Annotated in this window: 18 protein-coding genes; 13 read left to right on the top strand and 5 right to left on the bottom strand. The window is 63.6% G+C overall.

Translation table 11 applies throughout. From position 1 onward, the window contains the following. Positions 1–4: 4 nt before the first annotated feature. The 6 genes from RQH14_RS05805 to RQH14_RS05780 all read left to right on the top strand — a co-directional run bounded on the left by RQH14_RS05805 (position 5) and on the right by RQH14_RS05780 (position 7,389). Positions 5–1,684 carry an AMP-binding protein gene (locus RQH14_RS05805; protein ID WP_311212390.1) on the top strand — a complete coding sequence of 560 codons (1,680 nt, stop codon included), beginning with the start codon at positions 5–7 and terminating at the stop codon, positions 1,682–1,684. A gap of 15 nt (positions 1,685–1,699) precedes the next feature. Next, a complete protein-coding gene (locus tag RQH14_RS05800) occupies positions 1,700–4,090 on the top strand; it encodes a bifunctional salicylyl-CoA 5-hydroxylase/oxidoreductase (RefSeq protein WP_311212389.1) in 2,391 nt (796 codons plus the stop codon). A 2-nt stretch (positions 4,091–4,092) separates the two neighbouring features. Next, positions 4,093–5,451 (top strand): aromatic acid/H+ symport family MFS transporter, encoded by a 1,359-nt coding sequence (locus RQH14_RS05795; RefSeq protein WP_311212388.1) that lies wholly within the window; start codon positions 4,093–4,095, stop codon positions 5,449–5,451. 8 nt (positions 5,452–5,459) lie between these two features. After that, the gene (locus RQH14_RS05790; protein WP_311212387.1) at positions 5,460–5,876 is read left to right on the top strand and encodes an acyl-CoA thioesterase; all 417 of its coding nucleotides are present in this window, start codon (positions 5,460–5,462) and stop codon (positions 5,874–5,876) included. A 238-nt stretch (positions 5,877–6,114) separates the two neighbouring features. Then, positions 6,115–6,345, top strand: coding sequence for a hypothetical protein (locus RQH14_RS05785; RefSeq protein WP_311212386.1), 231 nt, complete (start codon positions 6,115–6,117; stop codon positions 6,343–6,345). A gap of 159 nt (positions 6,346–6,504) precedes the next feature. After that, on the top strand, positions 6,505–7,389 hold the full coding sequence (locus RQH14_RS05780; RefSeq protein ID WP_311212385.1) for a PaaX family transcriptional regulator C-terminal domain-containing protein: 885 nt from the start codon (positions 6,505–6,507) through the stop codon (positions 7,387–7,389). On the opposite strand, the gene RQH14_RS05775 is transcribed toward RQH14_RS05780, so the two are convergent. After that, entirely contained in the window at positions 7,390–8,172 is a 783-nt protein-coding gene (locus RQH14_RS05775) for a VOC family protein (protein ID WP_311212384.1), read from the bottom strand. A 213-nt stretch (positions 8,173–8,385) separates the two neighbouring features. Continuing rightward, on the bottom strand, positions 8,386–9,027 hold the full coding sequence (locus tag RQH14_RS05770; RefSeq protein WP_311212383.1) for an NAD(P)-binding domain-containing protein: 642 nt from the start codon (positions 9,025–9,027) through the stop codon (positions 8,386–8,388). A 114-nt stretch (positions 9,028–9,141) separates the two neighbouring features. Here RQH14_RS05770 and RQH14_RS05765 point away from each other — a divergent pair, with 114 nt between their 5' ends. Continuing rightward, complete coding sequence (locus tag RQH14_RS05765; RefSeq protein ID WP_311212382.1) at positions 9,142–9,423, top strand: hypothetical protein; 282 nt, start codon at positions 9,142–9,144, stop codon at positions 9,421–9,423. After that, a complete protein-coding gene (locus RQH14_RS05760; RefSeq protein ID WP_311212381.1) occupies positions 9,413–10,117 on the top strand; it encodes an HAD family hydrolase in 705 nt (234 codons plus the stop codon). The genes RQH14_RS05765 and RQH14_RS05760 overlap by 11 nt, the downstream gene beginning before the upstream one ends. Here RQH14_RS05760 and RQH14_RS05755 read toward each other — a convergent pair. Continuing rightward, a complete protein-coding gene (locus RQH14_RS05755; protein WP_311212380.1) occupies positions 10,114–10,725 on the bottom strand; it encodes an NADPH-dependent FMN reductase in 612 nt (203 codons plus the stop codon). The two genes, RQH14_RS05760 and RQH14_RS05755, sit on opposite strands and share 4 nt — an antisense overlap. 198 nt (positions 10,726–10,923) lie before the next feature. On the opposite strand from RQH14_RS05755, the gene RQH14_RS05750 reads away from it, so the two are divergent. The 5 genes from RQH14_RS05750 to RQH14_RS05730 all read left to right on the top strand — a co-directional run bounded on the left by RQH14_RS05750 (position 10,924) and on the right by RQH14_RS05730 (position 14,684). Continuing rightward, a complete protein-coding gene (locus RQH14_RS05750; protein WP_311212379.1) occupies positions 10,924–12,120 on the top strand; it encodes a Re/Si-specific NAD(P)(+) transhydrogenase subunit alpha in 1,197 nt (398 codons plus the stop codon). Continuing rightward, the gene (locus RQH14_RS05745) at positions 12,120–12,467 is read left to right on the top strand and encodes an NAD(P) transhydrogenase subunit alpha (protein WP_311212378.1); all 348 of its coding nucleotides are present in this window, start codon (positions 12,120–12,122) and stop codon (positions 12,465–12,467) included. Before RQH14_RS05750 ends, RQH14_RS05745 begins: the two co-directional genes overlap by 1 nt. Further along, positions 12,464–13,837 carry an NAD(P)(+) transhydrogenase (Re/Si-specific) subunit beta gene (locus RQH14_RS05740; protein ID WP_311212377.1) on the top strand — a complete coding sequence of 458 codons (1,374 nt, stop codon included), beginning with the start codon at positions 12,464–12,466 and terminating at the stop codon, positions 13,835–13,837. Before RQH14_RS05745 ends, RQH14_RS05740 begins: the two co-directional genes overlap by 4 nt. An 88-nt stretch (positions 13,838–13,925) precedes the next feature. After that, positions 13,926–14,180 (top strand): hypothetical protein, encoded by a 255-nt coding sequence (locus tag RQH14_RS05735; RefSeq protein ID WP_311212376.1) that lies wholly within the window; start codon positions 13,926–13,928, stop codon positions 14,178–14,180. A 156-nt stretch (positions 14,181–14,336) separates the two neighbouring features. After that, positions 14,337–14,684, top strand: a complete 348-nt coding sequence (locus RQH14_RS05730; RefSeq protein ID WP_311212375.1) for a hypothetical protein — start codon at positions 14,337–14,339, stop codon at positions 14,682–14,684. Positions 14,685–14,697: 13 nt separating this feature from the next. Here RQH14_RS05730 and RQH14_RS05725 read toward each other — a convergent pair whose 3' ends face one another. Together RQH14_RS05725 and mscL are read right to left on the bottom strand one after the other, a co-directional pair. After that, positions 14,698–15,591, bottom strand: coding sequence for an amino acid-binding protein (locus tag RQH14_RS05725; protein ID WP_311212374.1), 894 nt, complete (start codon positions 15,589–15,591; stop codon positions 14,698–14,700). Between the two features lie 227 nt (positions 15,592–15,818). Next, positions 15,819–16,283 (bottom strand): large conductance mechanosensitive channel protein MscL, encoded by a 465-nt coding sequence (gene mscL / locus RQH14_RS05720; protein WP_311212373.1) that lies wholly within the window; start codon positions 16,281–16,283, stop codon positions 15,819–15,821. Between the last annotated feature and the right edge of the window lie 123 nt (positions 16,284–16,406).

Raw genomic sequence — 16,406 nt, 5'->3', positions numbered from 1 at the left:
GGCCATGAGCATGATGCCATCGGCCCACGTGGACACGTTCACCCGCGACCACCTGCCGCCCGCCGATACCTGGCCTGCGCTTGAATTCACCCTCCCCGAACTCCATTACCCGGAACGGCTCAACGCAGCCGCGGTGCTGATCGACGACGCTGTCGACCAGTACGGCGCGGACCGCCCGGCCCTGTGGACCCCCGACGGCTCGGTCTGGACCTACGGTCAGCTCCAGAAGCGCTCCAACCAGGTGGCCCAGGTCCTCACCGAAGACCTCGGTGTTGTTCCCGGCAACCGCGTGCTCCTCCGCGGCCCCAACAATCCGTGGATCGTCGCTGCCTGGCTGGGCGTTCTGAAGGCCGGCGGCGTAGTGGTCACCACCATGCCCATGCTGCGTTCCACCGAGGTTGCCACGCTCATCCAACTCACCAAGCCGACGGTCGCCATCTCGGACCACCGTTTTGTGGACGAGCTCGCGATTGCGGCAGGGGATGACGTCACCGTTCTGACGTACGGGGCCGGTAACGGATTCGACGACGACGGCGACCTCGCCTCCCGCTGCCAGCACAAGAGTGGCAAGTTCACGGCAGTGGACACGGCCGCCGACGACGTCGCCTTGCTCGGTCCGACGTCGGGCACCACCGGGGTGCCCAAGGTGACCATGCACTTCCACCGGGACATCCTGGCCAACGCCGATACTTTTGCCCGCTACATCCTGCAGCCCACCGCGGAGGACGTCTTCGCCGGTTCGCCACCCTTGGCCTTCACTTTTGGGCTGGGGGGTTTGGTGGTCTTTCCCCTCCGGTTCGGGGCGTCGTCGCTCTTGACCGAGAAGGCAGGGCCCGTGGAATTGGCGGAGCACGCCTCGAAAGCCGGGGCCACCATCCTGTTCACCGCCCCCACTGCGTACCGCGCGATCCTCAAGGAAAAGCGCGGTGATCTCCTCCGCGGCCTGCGTATCGCTGTCTCGGCGGGGGAGCACCTGTCCAAGGAAACGTGGGAAGCCGTGCACGAGGCCACCGGGCTGCGGCTCGTCAACGGCATCGGTGCCACGGAGATGCTGCACGTCTTCATTTCCGCTGCCGGCGACGACATCCGTCCGGGAACCACGGGCCGTGCCGTGCCCGGATACCGGGCTACCATCCTTGACGACGACGGCAACGAACTCGGCCCGGACACCATCGGCCGCCTGGCCGTGATCGGCCCCACCGGATGCCGCTACCTGGACGACCCCCGCCAGTCGAACTACGTGGTCCGCGGGTGGAATGTCACGGGAGACACCTTCGCCATGGATGCGGACGGGTACTTCACGTACCAGGCCCGCTCGGACAACATGATCGTTTCCTCCGGCTACAACATTGGTGCGCCGGAGGTCGAAACGGCCATCGACCAACACCCGGATGTGGTGGAAAACGCGGTCATCGGAATCCCGGATGAAGAGCGCGGCAGCATCGTCTGCGCGTTTGTCGTCCTGCGTGAAGGCGTCACTGGCGACGCCGGCAAGCGCAAGGAAATCCAGGACTTCGTGAAGCAGACCATCGCCCCGTACAAGTACCCCCGGGACGTCCGCTTCGTCACCGAACTGCCGCGCAATCCCAGCGGCAAACTCCAGCATTTCAAGCTCCGCGACGGCCTTCTGAAGGCGAACGCGAGCCAGACCGAACTTACCCCCGCCGGCCAGAGCCAGGCCTGAGAAGGAGCAACACCCATGAAAATCGCAATCGTTGGAGGCGGCCCCGGTGGCCTGTACTTCGCAGCACTGATGAAGCAGCTGGACCCGTCCCACAACATCACTCTTTGGGAACGCAACGCTGCCAGCGACACCTTTGGCTTCGGCGTCGTGTTTTCCGATGAGACCCTGGGCGGCATCGGAAATGCCGATCCCGTGGTGGCCGAGTACATGAGCCGCCGCTTCGCCCGCTGGTCCGATATCGACATCCACTTCCGCGACCAGATGATCACGGTGGGCGGCCAAGGCTTCGCTGCCATGAGCCGCAAGGAACTGCTGGAACTGCTGCAGCGCCGCTGCATCGAACTGAACGTGGACGTGCGCTTCAGCACCCTGGCTCCTGCCATTGAGGAACTTGAAGCCAACTACGATCTTGTTCTTGCCGCTGACGGCATCAACTCGCAGATCCGCGCCAAGTACGCTGACTCTTTCAAGCCGAACCTGGATCCCCGGACCAACAAGTTCATGTGGCTTGGCACGGACCAGGTGTTTGAGGCCTTCAAGTTCTTCGTGAAGGAAACCGAGTGGGGCGTCATGCAGATCCACGGGTACCCCTACTCGGATGAGGGTTCCACGTTCATCGTGGAAATGCACCAGGACGTGTGGCACGCGGCAGGCTTCGACGAGACCGCCAACGAGGTCTTCCCTCCAGGCGTCTCGGACGAGAAGGCAATCGCCAAGATCCGTGAGATCTTCGCCGAGGAACTGAACGGCTATGAGGTCCTGACCAACAACTCCAAGTGGATCAACTTCACCACGGTCCGCAACGAGAACTGGCGCCACAACAACGTGGTGCTGCTGGGCGATGCCGCCCACACGGCCCACTTCTCCATCGGTTCGGGCACCAAGCTGGCCATGGAGGACTCGTTGGCACTGGCCGCTTGCCTGCACGAGCACGCTGATGTTGAATCCGCGCTGGCGGCATACGAGGCTGAGCGCCGGCCTGTGGTTGCGTCCACCCAGCGTGCAGCGCAGGCATCGCTTGAGTGGTTTGAGCGTATCGGGCAGTACAAGGACCAGGACCCCACCCAGTTCGCGTTCAACCTGCTTACCCGCAGCCGCCGCATTACTCAGGAAAACCTGCGCCTCCGCGATTCCGAGTTCGCGGATGCCGTGGACCGCGACTTTGCTGAATCCCAGGGACTCACCGAGGTGGCTCCGGCCATGTTCCAGCCGTTCCGCATTGGTGGGCTGGAGCTGAAGAACCGCATTGTGGTCTCCCCGATGGACATGTACTCAGCCACGGATGGCATCCCGGGCGACTTCCACAAGGTCCACCTCGGCTCCAAGGCCCTTGGTGGTGCCGGCCTGGTCATGACCGAAATGGTCTGCGTCTCCGCAGCCGGCCGGATCACCCCCGGCTGCAGCGGTTTGTACTCGGACGAGCAGCGTGACAGCTGGAAGGAAATCGTGGACTTCGTCCACAGCCGTTCCACCGCCAAGATCGGTGCCCAGCTGGGCCACTCAGGCCGCAAGGGTTCCACCAAGCTCATGTGGGAAGGCATCGACCAGCCGCTCGAGTCCGGCAACTGGGCCGCCGTCGGTCCCTCAGCCCTGCCGTACAGCCCGGAGAACCAGACTCCCGTGGAGTTGGATCGCGCCGGCATGGACGCCATCAAAGCGGAGTTCGTCGCTTCCACCGTCCGTGCCGACGAGGCAGGGTTCGATCTCCTCGAAATCCACGCTGCCCACGGCTACCTGCTGTCCTCCTTCCTTTCGCCGGTGTCCAACAAGCGGACCGACGAATACGGCGGCAGCTTGGAGAACCGGCTGCGGTTCCCGCTGGAAGTGTTCGACGCCGTTCGCGCAGCGTGGCCTGCCGGCAAGCCGGTGACGGTGCGCATCTCCGCGACTGACTGGATCGAGGGTGGCAACACTTCCGACGATTCCGTGGCAATCGCCCGCGCTTTCGTGGCACACGGTGCTGCCGGCCTGGACGTCTCCACCGGACAGGTCGCCAAGGAAGAGAAGCCCGCCTTCGGCCGCAGCTACCAGACCCCGTTCGCCGACCGCATCCGTCAGGAAGTGGCCGCACCGGCAGGCGTGGCGGTGATCGCCGTCGGCGCCATCTCCACCTACGACGACGTGAACTCCATCCTCCTCGCAGGCCGTGCGGACCTTATCGCTTTGGGCCGTACGCACCTCTACGATCCCCAGTGGACCCTCCACGCCGCCGCAGAGCAGGAGTACCAGGGGCCCGGCGCTGACTGGATCCCGCAGTTCCGTGCCGGTCGCCGTAAACCACCGAGCTCCCGCACTGACGCAGTTCGTCCGCGTCTGTCCTTGCTGAAGGAAGCCGAGATCGAAGAGGCCAACACCCACCTCCGCTGGACTCCCGAGTCCGCAGCCGCATCGGTTTTGGTGAAGTAGCCATGGCCACCGCACCCGTCAACAACTGGAATGTGCCCAAGAAGACCACCGGTCTGGTGTTGTTCTGCTGCTGGCTCGCGATCCTCGCCGAGGGCTACGACGTCGGCGTCCTCGGAGCCATTCTTCCGGCCCTTGCCGAGTACAAGGAATGGAACCTCAGCCCGCTGGCCTTGGGCGGCTTGGGCTCATATGCCTTGATCGGCATGCTTATTGGAGCCCTGTTCATCGGTACGCTCAGCGACCTCGTGGGGCGCAAGAAGATGCTCCTGGCCTCCATGGCGATCTTCACGCTCACCCAGGCCGGTGCTGCCTGGGCTCCGACCCCGGAGCTCTTCGGACTCTTCCGGCTCATCGGTGGTTTGGGCATGGGCGGTGTCATTCCGGTGGCAGCAGCGCTGACCATTGAATACTCGGCGCCGAACAAGCGCTCCTACAACTACGGACTCATGTATTCCGGCTACTCGCTGGGAATCGTCGCCGCTGCCTTGGCCGCCCTGTTCGTCCTCCCCATGGGTGGCTGGCGTGCGGTCATCGCGATCGGTGCGGCGCCTGTGGTGCTGATTCCGATCATCTGGAAGTTCCTGCCTGAATCCCTGGAATTCCTGGAATCCAAGGGCCGCAAGACCGAGGCCAGGGCGTTGGCCACCAAGCTGAACATCGCCAACTACACGCCTGTGGTCCCGGTTGCCCCGGCAGCTGACGGCCAGGCTGATCCGTGGTGGAAGACCATCACCACCATGTTCTCGCCGAAGTACTTGCGCTCCACGGTGTTCTTCTGGATCTCCCTCTTCTGCGGTCTGGTCCTCGTCTACGGATTGAACACGTGGCTGCCAAGCATCATGAAGAAGGCCGGCTATGACCTCGGTTCTTCCTTGACCTTCCTTCTGGTCTTCAGCCTTGCTTCCGCCATCGGTGGCCTGCTTCTGGGCCGCGCCGCAGACAAGTACGGCAAGAAGCTCATCCTGGTGGTGTTCTACATCCTGGGCGGGCTGGGCATCATGCTGCTCGTCTTCCCGAACACCATGGTGGTCAACCTGCTGTTCGTCGCCTTCGCTGGTGTCGGTTCCATCTCCACGTCGCTTGTGCTCACCGGGTACATCGCCGACTACTACCCGGCCAAGGTCCGTGGCACGGCAACGGGCTGGGCCCTGAGCTTCGCCCGTCTGGGTGCCATCTCCGGGCCGTTGATCGGTGGCTGGATCGCGGGTTCCAAGTTGCCTTTCGAGGCCAACTTCGCGATCTTCGCCGGCATCGCAGTACTGGCGGCCGGTGCGGTGGCGATGATTCCCAAGCGGCAGCCTGAGGTGCCCGTCGCCGCCGTCGAGGTTGATTCCGACGACGCCACCGTCAACGCCCGCTAGGAGCAATCATGGACAGGTTTCCGGAGGCGTGCGTCGAGCGAACGGTGGAATGGGTGGACACCGACGCCTCCGGACACCAGCACAACTCGGCCATCCTGCGCTGGGTTGAGGCTGCGGAAGCCGAGCTCTTCCGCTCGCTGGAGTTGCCCGACTATTTCCCCAGCGCTCCGCGCGTCCAGCAAGTCATCAATTACAAGGCCAAGCTGTGGTTCGGCCAGCGCATCACCGCCACGGTGAAGATTCAGGCGCTCGGCCGGACCTCGCTGACCATGGCTTTTGAGGTAACGTCCGACGCCGGCGAGGTTGCCGCCTACGGGACGGTCACCACCGCGCACGTCCCCCAAGGCGCGACGTCGGCGCAGCCGTGGCCGGAGCATCTGATCCGCGCCGTCGGGGCGGACCGCGCCGTTCCATCCGCCGAATAGCTCCGCGAGGTGGCAGTTAATGACAATGCCAAGCTCTGGGACTGTCATTAACTGCCGTCTCGGCGCGGGGGTTGGTTACGCTTAGCCGGTGGAGCAGCTCTACGCGATTCTCGCGTGCATAGTCCTTGGTTGTTTAGCCGTTTTTCAGTTGGCATTGGCTGCTGGTGCGCCCATAGGGCGGTTCGCCTGGGGTGGACAGCATGACGTCCTGCCGCGGAAGTTGAGGATTGGCAGCATCGTGTCCATTCTGCTGTACGCACTCTTCGGCTATACGGCGTTGGCACAATCCGGCCTGGTGCCGGTGCTGGTCAGCCAACCCTTTACCGCAGTTTTCATGTGGGTCCTCACCGCCTACTTCACCGTGGGCGTCGCCATGAATGCGATCTCCCGCAGCAAGGCCGAACGTTTCGTCATGACTCCTGTGGCGCTGGTTCTTGCGCTCCTCTTCCTGCTTCTATCGCTGGGCTGATCCCGACCGCATAGAACACCCGCTTCCCGCGACACTCCAGTTAATCCGTATGTTGCGCCCGAACATGGGCTTTAAATGCCAACTCGGCGGGGGCCAGCACCCCACCTATGATGAACTGGACTGGCGCCTGATCGGGGGCGCGGAAATGAGGATCCTTCGATGTTCGCCGTCCCGGCACCCCCGGTGCGCCACCAACAGCTGCTCGTGACGATCTTCGGCCTCTATGGCCGGAACGCGGGCGATGCGTTGCCGGTCTCTGCTCTGATTTCCATGCTGGGATCACTAGGCTACGACGCCCCGGGTGTGAGGTCCTCGGTTTCACGGCTGAAGGCCAAGGGTGTGCTGAAGAGCGTGCGCGAGGGGGGAATCGCCAAGTACAAGATTTCCGAGTCCATCAGCGACGTGTTCCGTGAGGGTGACCGGCGGATCTTCGCACCGGAACCGCCCGCCCCGGTGGACACCTGGGTCCTTGCTGTCTTCTCCGTGCCGGAATCCATGCGCAACCGCCGCCACCAGCTCCGTTCCGCGTTGCTGGCTTTGGGGTTCGGTTCCGTGGCCAACGGGGTGTGGATCGCGCCGGCCCACAAGCTGGAGCAAGCCCGGGAGCGGCTCACCGCCGGGGGACTGATTGAGTTCGTGGACCTGTTCCGGAGCGACTACGTTTTTGACGGCCCCATGCGACCCAAGATCTCGGAGTGGTGGGACCTCAAGGAGCTCGACGAGCAATTCACCGAGTTCCTTGGGCTGTACGGAGACGCAGAGCAGCAATGGACGGAGAAGGTAGGCGACGATCCCGAAAGGGCGCTGGCTGATTCCACCGAAGAGCTGCGACGCGACGCCTTCCGCTATTACATTCCGATGCTCACCATGTGGCGGAAATTCCCTTATCGGGACCCCAACCTTCCCACGGACTACCTCCCGCCGGAATGGCACGGCCCGGCGGTGCGGAGGACGTTCCAGGCAGTTCATCGCCTGGCGGCGCCCCTGGCCGCGGCGCACGCACATGAGATCATCGCGGAAGCCCTGGACCCCGCAGCAGCCTGACTAGTCGTTGGTCCGCGGTGCGTCGATGACGCCGAACACTTCACCCTGCGGCGCCCGGACCACCACCATCCGGCCCAGGGTGGCTTCCGCTACGGGGCCCAGCAGGGTGGCGCCCAACTCGACGGCCCGGGTTGCCGTCCCCGCAACGTAGTCGCTGGCGAACCAGGTCATCCAGTGGTTGGGGGCGGTATCCGGGAGGGCCGTGTCGTGTTGCATTCCGGCCACTTCCCGGCCATCCAGCGGCCTGCGGATCGTGGAGTAGACAAGGCCTTCTTCGGTGACGTCCTGGTAGCTGACAGCGAAGACCTCCGAGTAGAAGGACCGGGCCGCGGAGTAGTCGCGGGTATGGAGTTCATTCCAGCACAGGCAGCCGTGCTCATTGACGCGTTCAGCGCCGATGTGGGTGCCGGCCTCCCAGACGCCGAACGCAGCACCAACACTGTCGGTGGCCAGGGCCATGCGGCCGGATTCCATGACATCAAAGGGCGGGGCCAGGAGTTGCCCTCCGGCCGCGCCGATCTTTTTGGCCGTGAGGTCAACATCGTCCGAGGCCAGGAAGGTGGTCCAGGCTGTGGGCATGCCCGGATCCTGTTTGGTGCCTACACCGGCCACGGCGCGGCCCCTGAGGTGCGCCAGTTGGTAGTCTCCTGCTTCCTGCCCGCCGGACACGAACTCCCAACCGAAAAGGTCTGCGTAGAACGCTCTTGCCGCGGCGGGATCGTCAACACCCAGGTCCACCCACATGGGGGTTGCTGCGGGCCAGCTCGAAATCTTGGTGGACATGGGACTCCTCGGGGTCGGGGCGCTGGGGGAAGCTGCTTCCCCAGATGCCCGATGCGCCAGGCCACTGAGGAAGCAGCCACCCATAAAGTGCGCCTCAAGCCCGATTCATGACACCGTTTCTTCGCTCTTTTTCAGGGCTGCATCCCTTGCAGCAGCCCATAAGAATGCGGCGGGCAAGCGTCAGCCGCTTGCCCGCCGTCGTGCGTTAAGGGTTTAGACCGTTCGGGTCGCCTTGGCGAGGTTGTCCTGGAGTTCGACGGCGGTCTGCCGGATGACGTATGCGGGGCGATCGCGTTCGACGCGCCAGCTGTCCTCCAGCGGGCCGACGTTGACCGTGTCAAAGCCGAATTCGTCGTACAGCTTGGTGACCAGCTCGGCGGCTTCCGGGAAGTCGCTGGAGGTTGCCAGCGCGCGGCGGTTCGGCGTACCGGCAGGGCTGCCGTCGGTAGTGATGTCCTTGGCGAAGATGTGGTTGAAGCCCTTGGCCACCTTGGAGGTGGGGAGGTGCTTTTGGAGCAAGCCGGAAGTGGTGGCTTCGCCGTTGTCCAGCTCGGGGATGCGGCCGTCGCGTTCCCAGTAATAGTTGTTGGTGTCGATGACGATCTTGCCCTCGAGCGGCTCTGCCGGGATGCTCTGATAGTTCTTGAGCGGCACGGTCACGACGGCGAAATCGCCTGCCGCTGCTGCCTCGGCCGCCGTGGCGGCACGGGCGCGCGGCCCCAGTTCCGCAACGAGTTCGGCGAGTGTTTCGGGGCCCCTCGAATTGCTGATGACGACGTCATAGCCCAATTCCACGGCCTTGCGGGCGACCTGGCTGCCAATGTGTCCTGCACCGATGATTCCGATTGTTGTCATGTCCTTGCCAACAAGAAGTTGCAGGCGCCTATTTCCCGCGTGACGAAATATGTCGATCGGTCCTATACTAAGTAGTCTTACTATGGGGTGTGTCGTTGAGGCAAGGAGGTCGGTATGGCCGGGCACTTGGAACTGGTAGAGACCCCCGACGGAGGATTTCGCATACTGGTGTTGGACGGCAGCGACGCACTGATGGGTCTTTCAAAGCGTTTTTCGTCGCTGGATGAGGCTATTGAGGGAGTGTCTGCCATGAGGGAAGTGGCCGGGACGGGTCTGCTGCGAACGGGATCCGCGGAGCGGTATGCAGGCCTCATGCTCCAGGAACCAGTCATCGATCCTACCCTTGCGGCGCAGGGCATCCAGACTGAAACGAAGGTGGTTGGCCATGACAAGTGATTCAGCATCACCAAAGAAGCGCGGGGTCCTCTTCGATGTGGACGGAACCCTGATCGATTCCAGCTACTTCCATGCAATGGCGTGGTGGCAGGCGTTCCGGCGTGAAGGGTTGGACATCGAGATGTCCGCCATCCATCGGCGGGTGGGCATGGGAGGTGACCGCCTGATCCAGAGCCTTGTGCCCGACTGCACGGAGGACCTGCAGGAAGATTTGAAATCGGCCCATGGCGCAGTGTTCTCAACGTTCTGGCCGACGCTGCGGCCGTTCGACTCCGTGCGCGACCTCCTCTCAGCGTGCGCCGGATCCGGGCTTGCGGTTGGGTTGGCATCGTCAGCACAACAGCGCGACCTCGAAGTGAGCCGGCACATCCTCGACGCCGGATCCTCCATCGATGCGTGGACCAGCTCCGACGACGCCAAGGAGAGCAAGCCTGCGCCGGACATCCTGATCGCCTGCCTGGAGAAGCTTGGCGTCGGCCCGGAGAATGCGGTTTTTGTCGGCGACGCAGTGTGGGACGTCAAGGCGGGTGCGGCCATCGGCGTTCCCGTGATTGCCCTGACGTGTGGCGGAATCAGCGAGGCAGAACTGCGTGACGCGGGTGCCGCAGAGGTCTACGACAACCCGCGGCACTTGCTGGAGCATCTGGAAAGCAGCATCATCGGCCGGTTGGCGGCGGGCACGCTCAAATCCTAACGCGTGAGCTTGGCGGAATCCGGTTCCTGGTCGCCGATGTGGCCCGGGGCGTTGGCGGCGAGGACACGCTGCACGAACGCACTGTATTCCTCCATGTAATGCCGCAACAAGGCCGCGGTTCCTTCGTCCTTAACTGAACCGTCGTCGTCGTACGCGTCTGCGACGAAGCGGATGTAAGCCTCAGGTGCGTTCAGCTGCGGCGCGTCCAGGAAGCTCAACACGCTCCGCATGGACGACTGCATCACCGCGGTTCCGATACCGCCCGGTGATGCGCCGATAATTCCGGTGGGCTTCCGGGCGAACGAGTTGGTGCCCCAAGGGCGGGAACCCCAGTCGATGGCATTCTTGAGCGCACCCGGGATGGAGCGGTTGTATTCGGGGGAGATGAACAGGATGCCGTCCGAAGCCGCGATGGCATCCTTCAGCTCGCGGCCCGCCGGTGGGAAATCGGCGTCGTAATCCGAGCTGTAAAGAGGGAGGTCCTTAATGGCGATCTCATGGAACTCGAGCTCCGCCGGCGAGACGCTGATGAGCGCCTTGGAGAGGACCCGGTTGATGGAATTGCTCGCCAGGCTTCCCACGAAGTAACCGATTTTGAAGGTGTCCATAATGGCGTTCCTTTCCGACGGCACGGCCGGAACCGGCTCGTCGACGGTGTGGTGGCTGGTTGCCCCCAGCTTCCACCGACCCTAGTGGAGTTGTGCACATAGCGCAGCCCCCCTACTCCCGCCGGGACCCTCGCGGTCATAGACTCATGCCAACTGGGTTCTGGACAGTACGGGAGAGTTTGGGAAGAGGGGTGGCGGGTGAAAGCAGGCATAGCGCGCGAGGTGCTCGACGGCGAGCGACGTGTGGCCGCCACGCCGGAAACAGTCAAGCAATTGGCGGGATTGGGGCTCGACGTACAGATCGAGTCCGGTGCTGGATTGGCCTCCGGGCACAGCGACGACGAATACCGGCAAGCAGGTGCCACCGTAGTGCAGTCGCTGGACCTCGGGGCCCTGGATGTCTACTGCCACGTGCGTCCCATGGAACCGTCGACGGCGGGAGCCCTCCGCCGGGGGGCAGTCACCGTAGGTTTGGGGTCGCCGTCCTCCGAGTTGCCGACGGTCCGGGCGCTCGCCGCGGGCGGGATCACGTCCTTTGCCCTCGAGCTGGTTCCCCGCATTTCCCGTGCCCAATCCATGGATGCGCTGACATCCCAGGCCCTGGTGGCTGGGTATCGGTGCGTCCTTGAGGCGGCCATGCGGTTGCCACGGTTCTTCCCGCTGTACATGACGGCGGCCGGGACCATTCCGCCCGCCCGTGTGCTGGTGTTGGGTGCAGGGGTTGCCGGACTGCAAGCGATCGGCACAGCCAAGAGGCTCGGGGCCAGGGTTTCCGCGAACGACATCCGCCCGGCGTCGGCGGACGAAGTAGCGTCCATGGGTGGCACGTTCATCAAACTGGACCTGGAAACGGCCGAGGCATCCGGTGGATACGCCCGCGAGCTCAGCGCAGACCGCGGCGCGTTGCAACGGGCACTCCTGACGCCGCACGTTGCCCAAGCCGATGTACTGATTACCACCGCCGCAGTTCCCGGCAGGAGGGCTCCGCTCCTGGTGAGCCGCGAGATGGTGCAGGGCATGCGCCCAGGCTCCGTGGTGGTGGACCTGGCGGCAGAATCCGGCGGGAATGTTGAGGGAAGCATTCCGGGACAGGACATCCCCGTGCCCACCGCAGACGGCCAAGGCGTTGTGACACTCGTGGGAATCAAGGACGCAGCGTCCACAATGCCAACAGACGCTTCCCGGCTCTACGCCAAGAATGTGGCCAACCTGCTGGCGCTCATGACCCGCGATGGCGTGGTTTCGCCTGACTTTGACGACGAAGTAGTGGCGGGCACCTGCCTTACCCACGCTGGCGAGGTCCGGCATGCACCCACGTCGGAGGCACTCACCGCGCTCGCAGGTGAAACAGCACCTTTTGGCACTACCCGTCCCGGAACTGAAGGAGTGCGCTGATGGATGGCATAAGCCTGCTGACGATCACTGTGCTGGCCGTGTTTGTGGGCTTCGAGGTTGTTTCCAAGGTCTCCAGCACCTTGCACACGCCGCTCATGTCCGGTGCGAACGCGATCCACGGCATCATCCTGGTGGGAGCCATCATCGTTGCCGGACAGGCTGCTGATCCGTGGGTGCTGGCGGTCGCCCTGTTGGCTGTTGTCCTGGCCACAGCCAACCTCGTGGGCGGGTTCGTGGTGACCGACCGCATGCTGGAGATGTTCCGCGGAAGGCAACGGCCGGCGTCGAAAGTTGAGCCGGCCGGCCCTGGCTCCGCTGCAACCGTGACGAAGGAGCGCCAACCGTGACGCTGCTCAATCCCACGTGGACGGCACTCATCTACCTGGCCGCGGCGGCGTGCTTCATCCTCGCGCTCAAGGGGCTGAACTCACCGAAAACGGCACGTCGGGGCAACCTGATTGGTGCCTTTGGCGCCCTGTTGGCCGTGGTCACGGTCTTCGTTTCCGTGAAGTTGGACAACATTCCCTGGATCCTTGGTGCCATCGCGGTGGGTTCCGGTGTGGCAGCGCCGGTGGCCCGCCGGGTACAGATGACCCAGATGCCGCAACTCGTGGCACTCTTCAACGGTGTGGGCGGTGGTGCTGCGGCGCTGGTTGCCCTGCTGGAACTTTCCCACGCGGACGATCCCTGGGTTCGCCTGGCCATCGTCTTTACACTGCTGGTGGGTGCAGTCTCCTTCGCTGGTTCCGGTGTCACCTTCGCCAAGCTCCAAGGGCTCATGACCACCCGTCCCGTCACATTCCCGGGCCTGCCCGCACTGATGGCCGTGGTGCTGCTGGCCGCAGTGGGTGCCGGTGTGGTGGTGATACTGAACGGCTCGCTGGTTTTGGCGTTGGTGCTCCTGGTCCTGGGGCTTGTTACCGGCATCCTCTTGGTTCTTCCGGTGGGCGGTGCTGACGTGCCGATCGTCATCTCGCTCCTGAATGCTTTTACCGGCTTGGCTGTCGCGGCATCGGGGCTGGTGCTGGGCAATGTTCTGTTGCTGGTCGCTGGAACGTTGGTGGGAGCCTCTGGCACCATCCTGACCCGGGCCATGGCGGCTGCGATGGGCCGGAGTGTCGCAGGGATAATGTTCGGCGCTTTCAAGGGTGGTTCGACGGCAGGCTCCACCGCTGTGAGTGAGCGGCCGGTGCGGTCCTCAAGCGCAGAGGACGTGGCAGTGCTGCTCGGTTATGCCCAGCGGGTCATCATCGTGCCTGGATACGGACTCGCAGTCGCCCAAGGACAGCACACTGCCGCCGAACTCGCCCTGGCCTTGGAAGCACGCGGAATTGAGGTGGATTTCGCCATTCATCCCGTGGCCGGACGAATGCCCGGACACATGAACGTGCTGCTGGCTGAGGCCAACGTGCCCTACGAATCGCTGAAGGAAATGGGCGACATCAACTCCGAATTCAAGACGGCCGATGTCGCTTTGGTGGTGGGCGCCAACGACGTGGTCAACCCTGCCGCGAAGACCACCTCCGGCTCACCGATCTACGGAATGCCCATCCTTGAAGTTGCCGACGCCCGGCAGGTGGTGTTCCTTAAACGTTCCATGCGCCCGGGATTTGCCGGTATCGAAAACGAACTCCTCTACGAACCCCAAACCACTTTGCTGTTCGGAGATGCCAAGGATTCACTAACCAAGGTCCTGGGCGCGGTGAAGGGACTCTAGGAAAAACCCTCGAACCGCGTCATGTACTGAACAGTGGCGGCACAAGTCTTTACAGAAAGCTTGTAAAGCACCGCTAGGAGTCATCGACGTGCAGGACAGTAACAAGAAATCGTCGCCCGGGACGCGTTTGGGCCAAGCCGAGGGCAGGGCCGTGACCAATTGGCGGGTCCTTGTGGGGCAGACGGTGCAGGTCTGGCGTTACAACGAGGTTGTGGACCAAGGCTGCGTGGAGTCCGTGACCTATGACGGCAAGGTCCTCTGGCTTGCCCAAAGCGGGCCCATAGAGCGGAGATTGGTGGAAAAAGAACGGGGAACCGGTCTCAGGATCCGGCTCGTGGACTGACCGCAATGGCTGGGGCGCACTAGCTGAGCCTGATAGCTGTGCCCGCCGGTCCGGCCTTCCAGCCCAGCGGACTTCCCGGCCCGTCCGCCGTCGTCCTAAGCTGGGCTGCACGAGCTACCAGATTCAGCCAAGCCACCAATCCCAGCGAGGTGAGCCATGACAGTGAAACTCAACAAAAAGGCCTTTGACCATGCAAAGCACCTGGTCAAGGACGGCAAGGTGGTCAAGGACACCCGCGACGACTGGAGCGAGCATGCCCCGTCCACCAAGGAAGAGAATGCCTTCCTGGACAAGCACGGGCACGCCGAATACTCCAAGTGGTTCCTCGGTGTGGACGACGAGCACCCGGACGACCAAAAGGGCCACTACAAGTTCCCCATTGGCGACTTCAAGAGGATTCACCGCTGCGGTGTGATCGCCGCCGAGAGCAGGGCCGGCCAGTACGACTACGACGATATTCGTGATGCCCTGGCAAAACTCCTTGAGACAATCGACCAGGACTGAAACCCTGTGGGGTTCAGCAGGGCATGCTCTCCTGGGCCGCCGGGCTGTGCGCCAGGATCTCCGCGAGCTCGGCCAACCTGTGCGCGCGTGCTGATTCCGCTGGCGAGAACGGTTCGCCCGGCCGGGAAAAGACCAGTGGACCATGCCAGGCCGTCGGGATCTTGAGGGTGTCAGTGGGTGGCCCGACGCCGGTACTTGCCTGGGGTGCCGGGCGCTCGGGGTCGAGTGGGACCACTTTGGCGGAGAGAAGCTCGGCGACTGCGTGTGGAAGTTCACTGGGATTGCCGGCGATGCGCGTTGCGAGGCTCAGGGCCTTGGTTTGGCCGTCAGCCATGGCCAAAGCGGTGGTGGGCCACACCTGGGACCCGTGCCCACCGCCGTCGTGCAGTGCTTTCAGCAGGTCGAACTCAGTAACCTCGCCCGGGGCGGAGAGGACAAACTCGTCCATCACCGTTGCGCCGGGTCCCGTGGCAGCGGGCCCACTCCCGGCCATGGGGTGGACGTGAAGACTGAGGATGTTGCTGTTCAGCTTGGCCAAGGATTGGGTGATCTTCTGCAAGGACCCAGGTTGGTCGAAAAGAACGGTGCGCGCACGCCATAGGGCGGGTGCCAGGTTCAGCGTGCGCCGCTGGCGGAGGGCCGGCGCGTGCAGCCAGCGTCGGAGGACCTTGGCAGCGGACGGTTCAGCCACCCAAATGACCAATACCGTGGCGGTGGCTGCCAGCAGCAGGACCTTGGCCACGTAGGGCAGATGGGTGCCAACCACTGCCGCATGGACCAGCAATTCGATGGGAAGCATCACCGCGATGTTCGCCAGCGTGAGCCGGGCTTTGGTCGGTTCGGGCAGCTGACCGCAGGCATCGCAGAGAAGATCCGCGGTGACGGGAGTACTCGGGTTGGGCTTCATGTTTTCATGCTTCCCTGCCCGCGTTTCGCGCCGGTTGCTTCTGCGTCACGTTCTGGGGACTGGCAGGTTTCCGTGGACTGGATTGCTTCCGGCAGCGGACGCACGTTCCTTGCCCGGCCGGTGCGCGTTTCACGCCGGCCGCCAATGCAAGAACCCGGCGTTCTCGCGGGAGAACGCCGGGCTCAGGCCAAGCAATGGGTCCGGTCCGTCGCGCGGACCCCCCCGGTTTAGCGGGTGCGGTCGGAATCGAAGTCCGGGTCCAAGTCGGAAGCCTGGCCTGCGTTACGTGCGGCAGCGGCGTCCTTGAGGAGATCGCGGATTTCGGCCAGAAGGGCAGTATCTGCCGGCAGCGGCTCTTCCTCAGGCTCCTCGGTGGAGAGGCGGTCCTTGACCAGCGAATTGATCTTGTTCATGGGCGCCACGAAGATGAAGTAGACCACGGCAGCGGTGATCACGAAGGTCACCAGCGCGGTCAGCACTGCACCGAAATCGACGAACGTGGCCGGGTTGTTTTCCCAGATCTTGAAGCCCAGGCCCTCGGCGTTCATGCCGCCGGCGGCGGCGATCACAGGGTTGATGATGTGGTTGGTGAAAGCTCCGACGAGTGCCGTGAACGCGCTGCCGATAACCACGGCGATGGCCAGCTCGATCACGTTGCCGCGAAGTATGAAGTCCTTGAAACCCTTGAACATGGATGATCCTCCGATTGGGTGCGAGTGTCTGCCTCCAGCAGAGATCAAACTACCACTCGGAGGTTTCCAGCTGGCGCAACCGGGATGTGAGAGAGGGATGGTGGGGAGGGCTTGGGATGTGAG

Source organism: Arthrobacter sp. WCS2018Hpa-7, assembly GCF_031843805.1.
Taxonomy (GTDB): Bacteria; Actinomycetota; Actinomycetes; order Actinomycetales; family Micrococcaceae; genus Arthrobacter.
Note: the sequence above shows the minus strand (reverse complement) of the source record. Positions and strands in the feature narration are given on the sequence as shown.